The following is a 15,053-nucleotide window of genomic DNA, read 5'->3' as shown; positions in this document are numbered from 1 at the left end:
AAGCCAAGTCATCTGCCCAGCCCCGAAGAGCCAGGACATGGTGTGCACTTACATTTAAGTGGGCACCAGTTCTAACCTTTTAAGCGGATATTTCATGCAGCCAACACGCCGTTCCTATTCCGAATCCTTCCCTGCTGGTCAATGCAGATACTTTGCCGCAGGCCAGATAGGGGAGCTACATTTTCAACAGAATCGGCCAGAAGCCGACATCTGAAGAGCATCAGTGTGAGCTGCTAGACCTGGCGCTCCAGCGCGGTGGGTAAAGTCATGGGGCTCGGTTTACAGTGAGGCGTCTCGGGGCCGGAGACGCCATGCGGTGTCCAGATTGCCACCGTCTTTCAGAGGCGGTACAGACTGCCGAAGTCAGCGCCATCCATCGGCGTGCTGTCCGTGCAGCCTGTCATCGGCAAACCCTGTGACCATCCTGCCGCCAAGGCCTGCACATCACGCAAGGGATCGGACGCCTTGGCGCGTTCATTGCGAATGCGGCAGGTTTCAGGATCAGTGGCAAACAGACCGCGAGCGAAGACTCGACCCTGCTCGGCCAGCTTGGCGGTCTTCGGCCCGCGGATCTCCGCGAAGCGCTGCAAGGCTTCATCAAGGCCGTTCGTTCCTTCCAGGCATCTAGCAAGGTGCCAAGCGTCTTCCAACGCCTGACAAGCGCCCTGGCCCGATGTCGGCAACGGCGCGTGCGCCGCATCTCCCACAAGCAGCACATTAGCCCGGCTCCACGTGTGCAGCGGCTCCAAGTCGTGCACGGCAATCATCCGGATGGCGTGCGCCGGCGTCGCCTGGATGATACGGGCGATAGGCTCCGGCCATCCCGCGAACAGATCCTCGATCTCCTTGCGCATATCGGCTGCGGGCGTCGCCCCTGACAATGGCCGCGCCTGCGCCGCTGCCCAGTAGACCAACTCCGGCCGGACCGGCACGCATCCGAAGCGATTGCCCGACCCCCAATAATCCTGAATCGCTATATCGCTCACCAACGCACTTTCCCCCTGCGCCACACCTATCCAGTTCACAAATCCCTGATAAACCGGCATGTTGTCCCCCGCAACGAACCCGCGTGCCACCGACCCCATACGGCCATCTGCGCCGATAAGCAGATCTGGACGGATACTCACCCCGTTCTCGAAGCGCGCTACCGCTTTGCCATTAGCCTCCAGATCGATCCCCACCGCCCGATGCCCGAACTCCACCGGGATTCCGCTCTGTGCCGCATGCTTGAGCAGCACTGCCTGCAAGTCCCTCCGCAAAATGGTATGAGTCGGATATCCCATTGTCTGGTCCAGCAGCGCGATATCGATGCCCCCCAACGAATTGCCCGCAGCGTCCTGGCGGCGCACTACCACTGGCCGGCCACCCGCTGCCGCGATGTCTTGGAGGAGGTCCAGTTCCTCCAGCACAAAGCCAGCGTTGGGCCAGAGCGTCACGCCAGCCCCCATGGTCGCTGGCCCCGTCCGGCGCTCATATACCCGGGGACTGTGTCCCCGCTTGCGCAAGGCAAGCGCCACGCTCAACCCCGCAATTCCGCCGCCAAGTATTCCGATTTCCACGCTGGATCTCCTATTCAATCCGTCCCGACACGCCATCGGCGACAACCCATCGGACGAGACGGCATCTTAGATTCCGTCAATGGGGAGAACTATTGTGTAAAAATGGGCGACTTTAATACCTTAATCGGGATAATCATGCGCAATGCCCTCGACCTGAACACCGTCCGTGTATACGTGGCGGTCGTCGATGCACAAAGCTTTTCCGGCGCGGCGCGCCTACTGTCCCTGCCATCCTCTAACGTCAGCCGCCACGTCGCCTCGCTGGAACGCAGATTGGGCGTCCGCTTGCTGGAGCGCAGTACTCGCCACCTGCGCATGACTGAAGCCGGCAGACTTCTCTACGAACGTGCAAAACCTTTGCTCGATTCCTTGCTCTCCACTGAGGAAGAACTTGGCGCGGTGCAGCGTGAACTGCGGGGGCCCTTAAGGATGTGCATGCCAGGCGAAGCGCCAAGGCTACTGGCCCCTATCCTGGCCGAATTCTGTAGCCTCCATCCCGGCGTCGAATTGGAGTGCGACACGCGCCTGACCGGTTTAGAAGCGCTCCGGGAAGACGTGGACCTCTCTATCGTCTTCCATCGTGGGCGCCAGGATGACAGCACCATCATCACCCGCGAACTCGCTACGCTACCCAGCATTGTGGTCGCGGCACCCGCTCTGTTAGCCAAAACGGGAACTCCGCGCCAAGTGCGCGAACTAGAGTCCTTGCCGTGCATTACTACACTGAGCGCATTGAAGGGCCAGCCCTGGCTGTTTCTCGACGGCACAGGCGAAATCGTGAAGGTATCTGTGCGTAGTCGCTATCGTGTCAACAGTGGAGAACTTGCGTTGGCGGGCGCGCGGCAAGGCATCGGTTTCGCGATAGTGGCAGCCTATCCATGCCAGGAAGATCTTGCCGCGGGCCGATTGCGGGAAGTGTCGCTGGACCTGCGCCCTGCGCCGCTGCAATTGCTTGGCGCGTACAGCCACCGGCATTCCGTGACTGCGCGGGTTCGGGCGTTGCTGGAATTTATACAGCTGCGGTTGGAACGAGTTGGGAGCGGCTCAAGATAAGGGGCCGCCAAGGATCAAGTCCGAAAGCGTCCCACCAGCCCGCTCAGCTCCGCAGCCAAGCGTGACAGCGCATGGCTCGCTGCGTTGGTCTGTAAGGCGCCCGCCGCGGATTGCGCCGACAGGTCGCGGATCGCCAACAGGTTGCTGTCGACCTCACGGGCAACCTGGGCCTGTTCTTCGGCGGCACTGGCAATCACCAGGTTGCGCTCGTTGATCTGGCCGATGGCCGCGAATATATCCTCCAGCACCACCCCCGACGCCTGCGTGATTTCCAGCGTGCCTTGCGCCCGCGCCGTGCTGCTGCGCATCGAATCCACCGCGTGTTCAGCAGTGCTCTGCACGCTGGCAATCATCTGTTCGATCTCGCGGGTCGATTCCTGGGTGCGGTAGGCGAGGGTGCGTACCTCGTCGGCCACGACAGCAAACCCCCGACCGGCTTCACCGGCCCGGGCCGCTTCGATCGCCGCGTTGAGGGCCAGCAGGTTGGTCTGCTCCGAGACTGCCCGGATCACGTCGAGCACCTTGCCGATGTTGCGCACTTCATTGGCGAGGTGCTGGATACGCTCGGCGCTGCCGTGAATTTCGGCGGTCATCGATTGCGTACCGCTGATGTTTTCGCGTACCTGCTGACGGCTCTTTTCCGACAGCGTATTGGAGGCGGTGGCCGCTTGCGAAGTCGACACCGCGTTGCGCGCCACTTCTTCGACCGCACTGGTCATCTGGTTCACCGCGGTCGCGGCCTGTTCCAGCTGCATGTCCTGCTGCTGGAGGCCACGGTTGCTTTCTTCGGTGACGGCGTTGAGTTCTTCAGCGGCTGAGGCCAACTGCGTGGCTGAGTCAGCGATCTGGATCAGTGTTTCACGCTGGCTGGCCTGCATGCGTTGCAGCTCAAGGAACAATTCGCCAATTTCGTTGCGGCCAGGCGAGACGACTTCGCGGCTCAGATCGCCCCCGGCAATGCGCTTGAAGTGCTCGCCGGCCGCGCGCAATGGGCGCAGGACGGTGCCCGAGATGAATACCCAGCAGACGATAGCGAGTGCCAGGGTCAGCAGGATCAAGGCAATGGCCAGGGTTTGCGAAGTCTGCAGCCGCGCAGCCGCCTCCGTGTTGATCTCCTGGGCACGGGCATCCAACGCGCCGACCAGCTTCACGCGAATCTCCTGAAGCTTGGTCATGCTGTTGCCGGCATCGATGTTGACTTGAAAATACTCTTCGGCGGAGCGCGCGCGCGTGGCGGCGCGTTGTCCGACGATGGCCGTGCCGTATACGGCGAACGCACGCTTGAGATCTTCGGCGAGGGCCTTCAACTGCGGGTCACGCAAGTCTGTGGTCGAGGCATTGACCTTGGCGATGGCGTCACTCCAGATCGCCTCACTGCGCACCAGCCGGGCTTCCGCGTCGTCGAAACGCCCGCCGACGGTCTCGATGAACGCCGAGGACACGTTGGCGCTGGTACGGATTGCCAGCAGCAACGCGTTGTTGATCCCGTCGATTTGTCGCGAGGTACGCCCCAACTCGTCAATGTGCTCGTGACTGCGTACCGCCGACCGCCAGCCGTTCAGGGTAGAGAACAACAGTGCAATAACGAACAGCAGCAGCACCCCGATCATCCCGGTGCGAATTTTCAGATGGGCAAACATGGGCATACTCCGCAGACCACTTAAGTAATAGTGATCGTGCTATCCGCATTCACGCAGTGAACTTGAACGGCAGAAGTGGGAACCCGTTCGATTATCGAACCCTGAATTCAATGGCTCAGGTACATGGGCTGAATGGGGCGCGCACCGGGTTCAATCGAGCAGGCGACTGACCTCACGCAGACGCGCGTCGTTCAGGTTCCCCGTCGACGCCAGCAGGTTGAGCTGCGCGAGCAGAATCGCGTAGCGTTGCTGGGCCAAACGTTGCTGGGTGTCCGTGACTTTCTGCTGTGCGTCCAGCACCTCCGTGTTGATGCGTGCACCGGCCTCGAAGCCGTGGGTCACCGACGTGACGTTGACCTGGCTGGATTTCAGCGCCTGCTTGAGCGCCTGGTATTGGCTCATGCCGCTGGTCACTTGCAGGTAGGCCTGGCGGGCCATCAGCCCGGCACTGCGGCGCGCATCTTCGAGTTCATCCAGGGCTTTGCTCTGCAACGCATGGGCTTCGCGCACGCGGCTGCTGGTACGGCCGCCGCCATACAGTGGCACGCTCAGTTTGACCCCGACCACCGTCTGGTTATAACGATTCTCCGGCAGGGTGACGTCGTACACATCGCCGCCGACCGAGGCAAAACGGCCATGGGCGGCGATCAGGTCAAGGGTCGGCAAGTGGCCGGCTTGTTCCTTGTCGATGTCCATTTCGGCCAGGCGCTGGGCAATCTGCGCCCGCTGCACGGCGAGGTTGCCTTGTTGTGCGGTGGTGGCCCAGGCGCCGATCGCGGCGGGCACCGGAGCGCTGAATTGTGGCTCCTTGCCCGACCATGGGCGCGCCTGGGCGGCGGTCAATTGGGTGAGGGCTTCGGTGGCGATATCCAGCGCGCCGCGTGCGGCGATTTGCTCGGCGAAGGCCTGGTCGTATTTGGCCTGAACCTGTTCGAGCGCGTTGTGGGTGCTGGCGCCGTCGGCCAACAAACGCCGGGTGCGGTCCTGGCTCTCCTGCAGGGTTTGCAACTGTTGCGTGCGGGTGTTCAGCAGTTCCTGGTTAAGCAGTACGTCGAAGTAGGCGCGGGCGACACGCAGCATCAGGTCCTGGCGCGCCTGTTCGGTCTGCACCTCGCTGGCGCTGATCATCAGTTTGCTTTGGTCGTGGGCAACCACACTCTGCCAGCGCAACAGCGGTTGGGTGAGAACCACGGCATAGGCGTTGGTGTTATTGCGGTTTCGATGGTAGTCGGACGAATCCTCGGCATCGACCCACGCCGCGCCGCCGGTGACCGACAGGTCCGGTAACAGGTTGGCACGGCTTTGCGGTTCTTTTTCCGCGGTGGCCAATTGTTGCGCCTGTGCGGCGGCGAACTTCATGTCGTGGGTCAGCGCCTTCTGGTACAGCTGGTACAAGTCTTCCGCCGCCGCATTGGCCGGGCAGCAAGCGAGGCTGAGGCCGCACAGGAAAGTGAGCAGTGTGATCGGGTCGAGATGCAGCCCTGGAATACGCAAGGGGATGTGCTCCACTGGAGAAGTTATCGGCTGAGGGTGCTTCTGCGCATCATCAGCACCATGGGAATGCCGATGGCCATGACCGCGCCCAATGTGCCGAACAGCATGCTGAAGGCCAGCATTTGCGCTTGTTCACGCGCTTGCAGGTAAGGCATCAGGGCCAAGGCTTGTTGATGGCTTGCAAGGTTCAGGGACAGAAACAGCGGGTTGGATTCCACGCCGCCCCAGCCGCTGGCAACCAGGCTGGACTCGGTCACATGCTCGGACAGCAGGCGATAGCGCTCCCACGAAAACCGCGTGAGCAGGGTCGCGGCAATGGCGATGCCGACGCTGCCGCCCAACTGGCGCATCAGGTTGAGCACGCCCGAGGCGCCCGAGATCAACGTCAGCGGCAGACGGCGCATGGCCAGGTTGGTCAGCGGTACGAAGATCATGCCCAGGCCCAGGCCGCGAATCACCAGAGGCCAATAGAGCGTGTCCGGGTTGCTGTCGAGGGTGAACTGGGTGTGCAGGAACATCGCGTAGCAGTACATGACGATGCCCAAGGTCACGAACACGCGCTCGTCGATCTTGTTTTCCTGGGACAGCTTGCCGATCACCAAGGTGCTGATGGCACTGGCCACCGCTCCGGGGAAAATCACCAGCCCGCTCTGGTACGCGCTCTGTGCCAGCAACGTCTGCAAAAACAGCGGCACCATGAATAACGTGCTGTACAGCCCGAAGCCCACGCAAAACGCGCAGATGCAGCCCATCAAAAACTCGCGGTTCTGAAACAACGCCACATTGACGATCGGGTTGGTCGCGCGCCGTTCCCACCAGAAGAACCCCACCAGGCTGAAGCTGCTGAGCAACAGGCAGGCAACCGTCCAGTTCGATTCCATCCAGTCCCAATGCTCGCCGCGCTCCAGCAGGATCTGCAGGCTGCCGACGCCCAGGGCCAGCAGGCAGAAGCCGCTGTAGTCGACGCTGCTGGGTTTGCTTTCATTGGCGGAATCGCCGATGCACAGCCAGCACAGCAGCAGGGCCACGGCACCGATGGGCAGATTGATCAGGAATATCCAGTGCCAGGACAAGGTGTCGATCAGATAGCCGCCGACGGTGGGGCCCAACGTCGGCCCCATCATCACGCCAACGCCGTACAACGCCATGCCGCTGCTGACCTTCTCCTTGGGGAATACGTCGTAAATGATTGCCTGGGAAATCCCCAGTAACCCGCCGCCCGCCAAGCCTTGCAGTACGCGGAACGCCACCAGTTGCCAGAGTTCGGCGGAAAAGGCGCAGCCCACGGATGCCAGCACGAACACCGCCGTGGAGACCAGGTAATAAGTGCGCCGCCCGAACCAGGCCGACAGCCAGCCGCTGACCGGCAGGATCACTACGTTGGCCACCACGTAGCCGGTGGACACCCAGGAGATTTCATCGACCGACGCCCCGTAGGTGCCCATCAGGCTGGGAATCGCCACGTTGACGATGGTCACGTCGAGCAGTTCCATCATCGACACCAGCGTCACGGTCAGCGCAATCAGATACGGCGACTTCATAACGTGTGGCTGCCGTGCTGTTGCGTGGCGACTTCGACGAAGGCGCTCATGCCGGGGCTCAACAAGGCTTTGTAGTCATCCGGCACGTCTTTGAGGGCAATCCTGACCTGCACGCGCTGCACCACCTTGGTGAAGTTGCCGGTGGCGTTCTCTTGGGGCAGCAGTGAAAACTTTGCGCCGGTAGCCGGTGCGAGGCTCTCGACCACCCCGTCGAAAGCCTGCCCGGGAAACGCATCCACAGTGACCTTGGCCAACTGGCCGACCCGCACGCGCCCGACCTGGGTTTCCTTGAAGTTGGCGGTAATCCACAGCGGGTCGGTGGCAATCAGGCTCAACAGCTTCTGCCCGGCGACCACGAATTGGCCCGGCTCGACTTCTTTCTTCGAGACGATGCTGCGCACCGGCGCGGTCTGACGAGTGTCGTGCAGCTTGATCCGGGCCTGTTCCAGTTCGGCTTGCGCCGCCGCGATCCGGTAGTCCTGCACTTTCAGTTCGGCTTTGTTGGCCAAGGTGCTTTGCGCGGCAGCCTGGGCATTGCCGCGTGCCACTTCCTGAGCGTGGCTCAGGGCGTCGAAACGCGCCTTGGCCACCTCGAGATCCTGAGTGCTCAACACACCTTGGGCGCCCAGGCGGCGGGCGCGCCCGTAATCGTTGCGCGCCTGCTCCAGATTGGCGCTGGATTGTGCCAGCGCCGCTTGCGCCGCCTGGCGCATCGCGACCGCGCCGAGGACCTGGCTGTCCAACGCACCCGGACCGCCGCCGCGCCCTGCGGCAGCAAGCAACGCCTGCCATTGCGCCTCACGCTGCTCGACCTGGTATTGATATTCGCTGTCGCGGATCTGAAACAGCAGATCACCGCTTTGCACCGTGACGTTGTCTGTCACCGGCACGCTCATCACCACGCCCGAGAGCTTGGCGCGCACCGGAATGATCACGCCATCGAGCTCGGCGTTATCGGTACTCACGTAAGCGTTGGAATACTGCCAACGCTGCCAGCCGAGCAGCAGTAACCCACCGACCACAACGCCGCACAGTGTCAGTTTTATCAATTTACCTTTGGTCATGTCCTGCTCCCTGTGGTCATGCGAGGCTTAGGCACTCAGGGCGGTCCGTGGCGTGTTGCGCTTTGTGCTGCAGGAAGTGATGCACGCCATCCCACAAATCGATGCGCGATTTGATCGCGGTCTTGGCGCTTTCGACCATGTGCTGGTGCTGCACAGGGGTGGTGACGATTTCAGCGATGATGCGTTTAGCGGCCGGGCCGTGATCGTCGCCATCCATTTCGATGTGGCGCTTCAAGTAATAGGTGAGCATCGGCACCTCGGTTTCGCTGACCGACCATTGCGACAGCAGGCGTCCGAACATGTCGGGGATGATGTCTTCACGGCCAAAGAAGAAGTACGCCAACACCGCTTCGGTGGTGCCGTGTTGCGCCACATCGAGCGTCTGGCACATGAACACTTTGGCCGCCAATGGGATATCGCGGTCGCTGAGGGCCTTGGCCAGCGGTTCCTTGGCCTGGATGGCAGCGAGGAAACGGCGGAATACCGAGCTGTCGGCGCCGATTTCATCCATGGCGGTCAGGTACAGGTCCAGGTGGCTGATAAAGCCGCCATCGGGGTGTTCGTCGGTTTCTTCGCCGACCACGATTTCATTGATCAAGCGCGCAGCCGTGATATGCGTTGGCGGTACCCACGGCAACTCCACACAGGTGAGGTCGCGCTGGATGCGCTTGAGCAGGGTCATGAAGTCCCATACGGCAAACACATGAAATTCCATCAGTGTGCGTACATCTTCAACGGTGCGGATATTGGCGAAAAGCGGGTGGCCGAATAACTGGGCGCGCTCGGTTTCAATGTGGCGGTCGATATCAAAAGGCATAGCAGCTCCTGCGGCCTGATGGTTCAGGCAAGAATCCATGGGGAAAGTAAGGGGACCGTTCAGTCGTTCAGCGTATCGCCACGGTAAGGATGGCGACCGGAGGCGTACTTGAAGGACGGTATGAAGCGTGTTTCCAGCAGGTATTGCCGGTCTGCGTACCACCCCGCGTCCAGCAGTTGGCGATGGACCTTGGGCAGGCGCCAGCACGGCACCGCTGGATAAAAGTGATGCTCCAGGTGAAAGTTCGCGCCGGCGTGCAGCCAGGTGCTCAGGCGCGAGGTACGCGAGCGGGCAGGGGGCTGCTCATGGCCCTCGCTGAAGGCATGTTCCTGATAGGCATTGACTGCCGAGAGCAGGAACGCAACCGCCAGGCTCAAGGCAAACCCAAGCAGCAGCCCGTCGATCTGCCACAGGGCGACCGCGTAGACACTCGACCAGCCGACCTGGCACGCGATATTGCAGCGCGCCAGTCGTCGCACCTGGGCTGCGCTCAAAGGCGAAGGCAAGGGCGATGGGCTGACCGGCGGGCCGAAAGCCAGGCGCAACGTCGCCTGCAGATAGTTCGAGGTGGCCATCAACCGTGACAGCGCAAGGCGGCTAAACAGGCTCCGATAACGCGAGAAGTGCCGATAGTCCGGGTCCTGTTCGCTGTTGCTGTAGCGATGGTGTTGCCAATGGTCGACGAAGTAACCGGTCACGCAGAATCCAGGCAGCAACGAACTGGTGAAAATGCCCAGGTAGCAACTGTGCATAGGCGTGCTGCTCAGGTTGAAGTGGAAACCTTCATGCCCGAGGATCGCTTGCAGAAACCACCCGTACCCGGCCAGCACCCAAAGGGGCGAGCACAGCAACACCCACAGGGTGGCGGCCGTGTTCGCCACCCACACAAACAGCGCGAGGGGCAGCAGGAAGAGGCACAAGGCGTAACCGATGATCAACAGGGACTCACCCGACCGGGCCTTGAACAAGGCGCGATCAAGGCGGACCTGAGGCTTGCTGTGGAGTTGTCTGGCCATTGGCAACGCGTTACTCGATCAGTTCAGGTTTGAGCGCGAGGTGCCCGCCGCGGGTCAGCGTGCGCAGGCGCAGGGCGATAAAGGCGTCGACCACACTTGGTGCGATACGCGCGGTGTACATGGCCAGCGTGCCCATAAAGGTCAGCCCGCGGTTGCGCAGGCCGTCTTTTTGGCAGGCGCGAACCAGGCCATCGGCGGCGGCATCGAGTTTCTCTTCGAGAGACAGCAGGGTCCTGTCACCCCACATGAACGTCACCAGGCGCTTGACCGACAAACCCACGCGCTGGGCGGGCAAGTGAATGGCGGTGTCGATAAAGCCCGGGTACACGGTGACCACGTCGAGCTGCCCGCGATATTGCATGCGCAGCACGTCCGAATAAGCACTCAGCGCGCGTTTGCTGGCAGCGTATGCGGCCACATAAGGCGCGTTCACCAGGGCAAACAGCGACGACACGTTGACCACTTTGCCGCGCTTGCGCAGCAACCCCGGCAGGAACCCGGCCACCAGTTGCCATGGCGCGAACAGGTTCACATCCACCGCGCGGGTGACTGCGTCGGTGACGCCGGTTTCACCGCGTTCCAGGGTCAGGGTGCCGGCGTTATTCACCAGGATATCGATGTCGCCGAAGTCGGTGCTGATGGCGCCAATCACCTGCGCCAGCGCCGTTCGGTCACACAGGTCGACTTGATAAAACCCATCCAGCAACCCGGGCTCTTGTGGCGCAAGAATGTCCAGGCCGATCACGGTGGCGCCCTGTTTTTTCAATGTGCAGGCCGCCGCGTAACCGAGGCCGCGCGCGGTTCCGGTGATCACGACGATTTTTCCGAGCAGGTTCATGGGTGCGCTCCGGCGATGCTGAAGGTTGAGTGGGACAAGTAGGTGTCGAGGTTGCTCGCCATCGAGATCTTCGCCGGCGGGTGAAACTGCAGGCCACGGCAGGCCATCAACCAGTTCGAACTCTGGTTGCTGGTGATAAACGCCATCCCACCGAGCATGGCGTGGGCCTGGTCCGAAAGCTCGGTGAGCAGTTGTTCGATGCCGTAGCGCACCAGCAGCAGGCGGGCCAGCACGTTCGGCAGGTCCTGCGGGTTGCGTTCGATATCCAGCGCCGCGCCTTCCAGCGCACTGATCGCCAGTTGCAGCTGAGCCGCCAGCTCCACGCGGTGATGGGGCGTCCAGCGCCCGGCCTCGATCACAGACTCGACCAAACCGGCGCAGACCCCCACGTAGGACGCGCAAATCAACAGCTCGAACCAGATGAAGCCGACGGTTTGCACGTCGCCCAACAGGTGTTTGTAGCCGGCGGAAAACAACATGCGTTCGGGCACGAAGACTTCGTTGAGGCGCACCTCGATGCTTTCGGCGGCGGCCAGTGCGCTGTTCTGCCAGAACGGCGACCGCGTGATGCCCGGTGCATTCGCCGGAATCAGTGCGACCATCAGCTCTTCGCCCTCGGCGGTCTGGCGGGTGTAGCTGGCGGTGAGCAAGTCCATCGACTGCCCGAGGCAGCAGGGCTTTTTGCTGCCGCTGAGCAATACACCTTCAGGGGTTTGCAGCGCCTGCATGTTCGAATCGAGAATGCCGGCACCCGAGTTGCCTTCGGCAAACCCCGAGGACAGCAGCAAGCGCTTTTGTGCGACCGCCGCCAACAACAAACCTTCGGCGCCGCCGCCGTTCTGGGTGAGGGCCAACAGGCTCGCCACGGAAAACTGATGCATGGTGCTGGCCACCGCCAGCGAGGGTGAACGTGCGCCCAGGGCGATCTGCACATGCACGGCATCAAGGATGCCCGCGCCCAACCCGCCCGCGGCACGGTTGACCAACAGGCCGACCGGCCCTTGTTGCTTGAACAGGGCGATGACTTCGCTAGGCGGCGCTTCGCGTTCGGCGAATGCGATGCTCGCCAGGCGTTCGTCAAAACCTGGGGCGTAGCTGTGCAGCAAGGCACGCGAGCGATTCAACAGTGAAAGGGACATGGTTCAGGCCTTCAAGTAACTCGCCGGGAACAGACCGGTGATGATCGAGTGAATGTTGTCGCGGATGGCTTTGTGGGCCACGGGGTCGAGCATGTCGGCGAGCATCGGCAGGCCCAGGTCAAAGCGCGAGGCGAAGGTGATGACCGCGTCTTTGCCGTCCGGCAACACTTGCCAAGTGCCGGAGAAGTGATCGACATCACCGCTCATTTGCTCGAAGTGGATTTCCCGGGTCTGGGTATTGAATGTGTCACGCTCCTGCCACTTGAGAATGCCGCTGTGGAAATTGACTTCCCAGGAGGTGAACGACACCTGGTCGCTGACCTTATTGATCGTGATATTGCGCACCGACTCGCACAGCTCGACGTAGTTGCTGAAGTCGCTGATCACGGCAAAGACTTCATCAGCGCAGGCACTGGGGATATGGGCCAGTACGTTGACTTCTTGCATGGGGGAAACTCCAATCAAAGGGATGGTATTGAGGTGGTCAGCGCGTGGGCGAACCCCTCGATCAACCGATTGCAATCCTGGGCTGTCAGCAGCGGGGAAGGCGTGAGCCTGACGACCCGGTGGTCATTGAGCGAGTGGCACACAATGATTTGCTGTTCGATCAGGGCCATGACCATGTTCGCGGCGACCGAGGCGTCGCTGAATTCAAAGCCCAGCAACAAACCGGCACTGCGCAACTTGACGCGCTCGGCCAGGCCCCTCTGCTGCAACAGCGCGCTGAAGCGGGCGTGCAGGTCCTGGCCCATCAGCCGGGCACGTTCCACGAGGTCTTCCTGCACCATCACTTGCAACGTGGCCTGTACGGCCGCCATGGCCAGCGGGTTGGCGCCGAAGGTCGAGGTATGCACCGTGGGGTTGCGGTTGAACGGCGCGTAAATCGCCGCGCTGGCGACCATGGCACTGACCGGCACGCAGCCACCGGACAGGCTTTTGCCCACCAGCATGATGTCGGGCACCACCTGTTCCTGGTCGCATGCCCACCAATGGCCGGTACGGCCCATGCCGGACTGGATTTCGTCGATGATCAGCACGGCGTCGTACTGGTCGCACAGTGCGCGGACACGTGTCAGGTAGCCTGGCGGCGCGAGGATCACGCCCGCTTCGGCCTGGATCGGTTCGAGAATCACACAGGCCTTGTCCGGCGAAGCGCGCAATTGCTGTTCCAGCGCGGCGCTGTCGCCGAAGGGGACGAACGTGCTTTCACTGAGCAAGCCGCTGAACGGCTCGCGGTAGCTTTCGCGGCCAGTGACGGCGAGTGCGCCGAGGGTCTTGCCGTGGAAGCCGCCGAGGGTCGACAGCGTGCGGCGGCAGCCGTTGAGCCGGGCGAGTTTCAGGCCGGCTTCGGTGGCCTCGGCACCTGAGTTGCAAAAGAACACATAGTCCAGGTTGCCAGGGCAATGCGCAGCCAGGGCTTGCGCGGCGAAAGCCTGTTGCGGGTTGAGCAACAGCTTGCTGGCCAGGGCGTTTTGCTGCAGCTGCCGGGTGACGGCCGCCACCACCACCGGGTGGCCGTGGCCGAGGAAAAATACGCCATAGCCGCCGGCATCCAGGTACTTGCGGCCTTGGCTGTCGTAGATATAGACGCCATGGCTGGACTGTTCGATCGGCAAATTCATCAACGACGCAAGGCGCGCATACCCTGAATTCACGTGCTGGCGGAAGTACTGGTCGACCTGTGCGGCGTCGGCTGCGGGTTCGGTAAGAAGCGGGTTCATGCGACTGACGCCTGTGCGACGGTTGGCATCGGCTGCTTGAGCATGCGCGTCAACGCGCCCAGCTTGGGCGCCAAGTGGTTGAGCGAGAGCAGTAACTCACGGCTGACATCCCGTGCGCTGAACGCCGGTTCGCCGAGCAACTCAGGGAGTGACGTGGGCAGCGGTGTACGCAGGCAGGCATAGCGACACAGCTGGTTGGCGCGGCCCAGCGCGGCCTGGATATTGCCGGTCAGTGCCGGGAGGAACACTGGGCGGATCAGCCGCTCATAAATATCCGGCGCCATGCAGCGCGGCCGGGTGAAGGCTTGGGCCTGGGCTTCCATGGATTGGCACATCAGGTCCAACAGGCCGTTGAGATCAAGCGCCTGCGGGCCACTGGTGAGAAAGTAGTCTGCGCCGATCAAGCGCTGGCGCAACGCGTTGGCAATCGCCCGCGCCGCCACGTCACGGGCGATCAAGTCGATATACCCGGCAGGCGGGCAGGGCACGATAGGCAGCACGCCGGACATCATCAGCCCCATGGTCATATGAAACCCCTGGAAGTTGGGCATGTGCCCGCTGTCCGAGTCGCCGATGATGATGGAGGGACGAAAGATCGAAACATCGATACCTGCCGAGCGCACCAGCGTTTCAGCCTGGCGCTTGGCGACTTCGTAAGGCGTTTCTGCTTGCACGCCTTCGTAGTAGTCGCACGGATGGGTGAAGGCGGTGCTGACGTGGTAAAGCGGCACGTTGGCTTGCTGGACAAAGTTCACGACGTTTTCGGTGCCGAGGTAGTTCACCGAAAAGATCTGGTCGATATCGCCATCCATGCGGGTCACCGCTGCGGCGTGGATCACCCAATCGACACGCTTGAGCAGCGCTTCATAATCGCCGACGTCCAGCCCCAGTCGCGGGCTGCATATATCGCCCTTGAGCACCTCCACTCGCGGGTGGCGAATGCGGCTTTTACGCGCCAGGCATACCAGGTCAAAGTCCTCTGCCAGGCAGTCGATCAGTGATTCACCGAGTACGCCTGAGCCACCCGTGAGAAGGACGGTTAATTTTTGCTGTTCTGACATGTAGGACGCTTCCTGCGGACTCATCGAAAGAATTAACGGTGCGTTCCGCCAAATCCCGGGCACGGATACCCCTGGCGAACACTCTTGCATTCACTGTCGGTAGCGCTGAG

Annotated in this window: 13 protein-coding genes; 1 reads left to right on the top strand and 12 read right to left on the bottom strand. The window is 61.9% G+C overall.

What is annotated here, in order from left to right; translation table 11 throughout:
• Positions 1-338 precede the first annotated feature (338 nt).
• A complete protein-coding gene (locus tag ACVWZP_RS05945) occupies positions 339-1,595 on the bottom strand; it encodes an FAD-dependent monooxygenase (protein ID WP_227778897.1) in 1,257 nt (418 codons plus the stop codon).
• A gap of 66 nt (positions 1,596-1,661) precedes the next feature.
• Between ACVWZP_RS05945 and ACVWZP_RS05940 the strand changes: the two genes are divergently transcribed.
• The gene (locus ACVWZP_RS05940; protein ID WP_248843150.1) at positions 1,662-2,612 is read left to right on the top strand and encodes a LysR family transcriptional regulator; all 951 of its coding nucleotides are present in this window, start codon (positions 1,662-1,664) and stop codon (positions 2,610-2,612) included.
• Positions 2,613-2,626: 14 nt separating this feature from the next.
• Here ACVWZP_RS05940 and ACVWZP_RS05935 read toward each other — a convergent pair whose 3' ends face one another.
• From ACVWZP_RS05935 to ACVWZP_RS05885, 11 genes are all read right to left on the bottom strand, one after another.
• Positions 2,627-4,252, bottom strand: coding sequence for a methyl-accepting chemotaxis protein (locus ACVWZP_RS05935; protein WP_448126063.1), 1,626 nt, complete (start codon positions 4,250-4,252; stop codon positions 2,627-2,629).
• 150 nt (positions 4,253-4,402) lie between these two features.
• The gene (locus tag ACVWZP_RS05930) at positions 4,403-5,746 is read right to left on the bottom strand and encodes a TolC family outer membrane protein (protein ID WP_457369542.1); all 1,344 of its coding nucleotides are present in this window, start codon (positions 5,744-5,746) and stop codon (positions 4,403-4,405) included.
• A gap of 23 nt (positions 5,747-5,769) precedes the next feature.
• Positions 5,770-7,287, bottom strand: a complete 1,518-nt coding sequence (locus ACVWZP_RS05925; RefSeq protein ID WP_046489551.1) for a DHA2 family efflux MFS transporter permease subunit — start codon at positions 7,285-7,287, stop codon at positions 5,770-5,772.
• Entirely contained in the window at positions 7,284-8,351 is a 1,068-nt protein-coding gene (locus tag ACVWZP_RS05920) for an HlyD family secretion protein (protein ID WP_017849071.1), read from the bottom strand. Before ACVWZP_RS05920 ends, ACVWZP_RS05925 begins: the two co-directional genes overlap by 4 nt.
• A 16-nt stretch (positions 8,352-8,367) precedes the next feature.
• Positions 8,368-9,168 carry a DUF3050 domain-containing protein gene (locus ACVWZP_RS05915; RefSeq protein ID WP_017849072.1) on the bottom strand — a complete coding sequence of 267 codons (801 nt, stop codon included), beginning with the start codon at positions 9,166-9,168 and terminating at the stop codon, positions 8,368-8,370.
• A 59-nt stretch (positions 9,169-9,227) separates the two neighbouring features.
• Positions 9,228-10,184 carry a fatty acid desaturase gene (locus ACVWZP_RS05910; RefSeq protein ID WP_046383429.1) on the bottom strand — a complete coding sequence of 319 codons (957 nt, stop codon included), beginning with the start codon at positions 10,182-10,184 and terminating at the stop codon, positions 9,228-9,230.
• Between the two features lie 10 nt (positions 10,185-10,194).
• Positions 10,195-11,022: an SDR family NAD(P)-dependent oxidoreductase gene (locus ACVWZP_RS05905; RefSeq protein WP_017849074.1), complete on the bottom strand. Its 828-nt coding sequence runs from the start codon at positions 11,020-11,022 to the stop codon at positions 10,195-10,197.
• Positions 11,019-12,161, bottom strand: a complete 1,143-nt coding sequence (locus tag ACVWZP_RS05900; protein ID WP_034113710.1) for an acyl-CoA dehydrogenase family protein — start codon at positions 12,159-12,161, stop codon at positions 11,019-11,021. The genes ACVWZP_RS05905 and ACVWZP_RS05900 overlap by 4 nt, the downstream gene beginning before the upstream one ends.
• 3 nt (positions 12,162-12,164) lie before the next feature.
• Positions 12,165-12,608, bottom strand: a complete 444-nt coding sequence (locus ACVWZP_RS05895) for a type II toxin-antitoxin system RatA family toxin (protein WP_046383430.1) — start codon at positions 12,606-12,608, stop codon at positions 12,165-12,167.
• A 14-nt stretch (positions 12,609-12,622) separates the two neighbouring features.
• Positions 12,623-13,882 carry an aspartate aminotransferase family protein gene (locus ACVWZP_RS05890; RefSeq protein WP_198864359.1) on the bottom strand — a complete coding sequence of 420 codons (1,260 nt, stop codon included), beginning with the start codon at positions 13,880-13,882 and terminating at the stop codon, positions 12,623-12,625.
• Entirely contained in the window at positions 13,879-14,943 is a 1,065-nt protein-coding gene (locus ACVWZP_RS05885; RefSeq protein WP_457369541.1) for an SDR family oxidoreductase, read from the bottom strand. The genes ACVWZP_RS05890 and ACVWZP_RS05885 overlap by 4 nt, the downstream gene beginning before the upstream one ends.
• Between the last annotated feature and the right edge of the window lie 110 nt (positions 14,944-15,053).

This window comes from Pseudomonas sp. TE36184 (genome assembly GCF_054060055.1).
Note: the sequence above shows the minus strand (reverse complement) of the source record. Positions and strands in the feature narration are given on the sequence as shown.

Coding starts and splice junctions, on each gene's coding strand:
- ACVWZP_RS05915 (WP_017849072.1), bottom strand. CDS start 9,168: ATGCCTTTTGATATCGACCGCCACATTGAAACCGAGCGCGCCCAGTTA.
- ACVWZP_RS05945 (WP_227778897.1), bottom strand. CDS start 1,595: ATGGCGTGTCGGGACGGATTGAATAGGAGATCCAGCGTGGAAATCGGA.
- ACVWZP_RS05920 (WP_017849071.1), bottom strand. CDS start 8,351: ATGACCAAAGGTAAATTGATAAAACTGACACTGTGCGGCGTTGTGGTC.
- ACVWZP_RS05885 (WP_457369541.1), bottom strand. CDS start 14,943: ATGTCAGAACAGCAAAAATTAACCGTCCTTCTCACGGGTGGCTCAGGC.
- ACVWZP_RS05940 (WP_248843150.1), top strand. CDS start 1,662: ATGGGCGACTTTAATACCTTAATCGGGATAATCATGCGCAATGCCCTC.
- ACVWZP_RS05900 (WP_034113710.1), bottom strand. CDS start 12,161: ATGTCCCTTTCACTGTTGAATCGCTCGCGTGCCTTGCTGCACAGCTAC.
- ACVWZP_RS05925 (WP_046489551.1), bottom strand. CDS start 7,287: ATGAAGTCGCCGTATCTGATTGCGCTGACCGTGACGCTGGTGTCGATG.
- ACVWZP_RS05895 (WP_046383430.1), bottom strand. CDS start 12,608: ATGCAAGAAGTCAACGTACTGGCCCATATCCCCAGTGCCTGCGCTGAT.
- ACVWZP_RS05935 (WP_448126063.1), bottom strand. CDS start 4,252: ATGTTTGCCCATCTGAAAATTCGCACCGGGATGATCGGGGTGCTGCTG.
- ACVWZP_RS05890 (WP_198864359.1), bottom strand. CDS start 13,882: ATGAACCCGCTTCTTACCGAACCCGCAGCCGACGCCGCACAGGTCGAC.
- ACVWZP_RS05910 (WP_046383429.1), bottom strand. CDS start 10,184: ATGGCCAGACAACTCCACAGCAAGCCTCAGGTCCGCCTTGATCGCGCC.
- ACVWZP_RS05905 (WP_017849074.1), bottom strand. CDS start 11,022: ATGAACCTGCTCGGAAAAATCGTCGTGATCACCGGAACCGCGCGCGGC.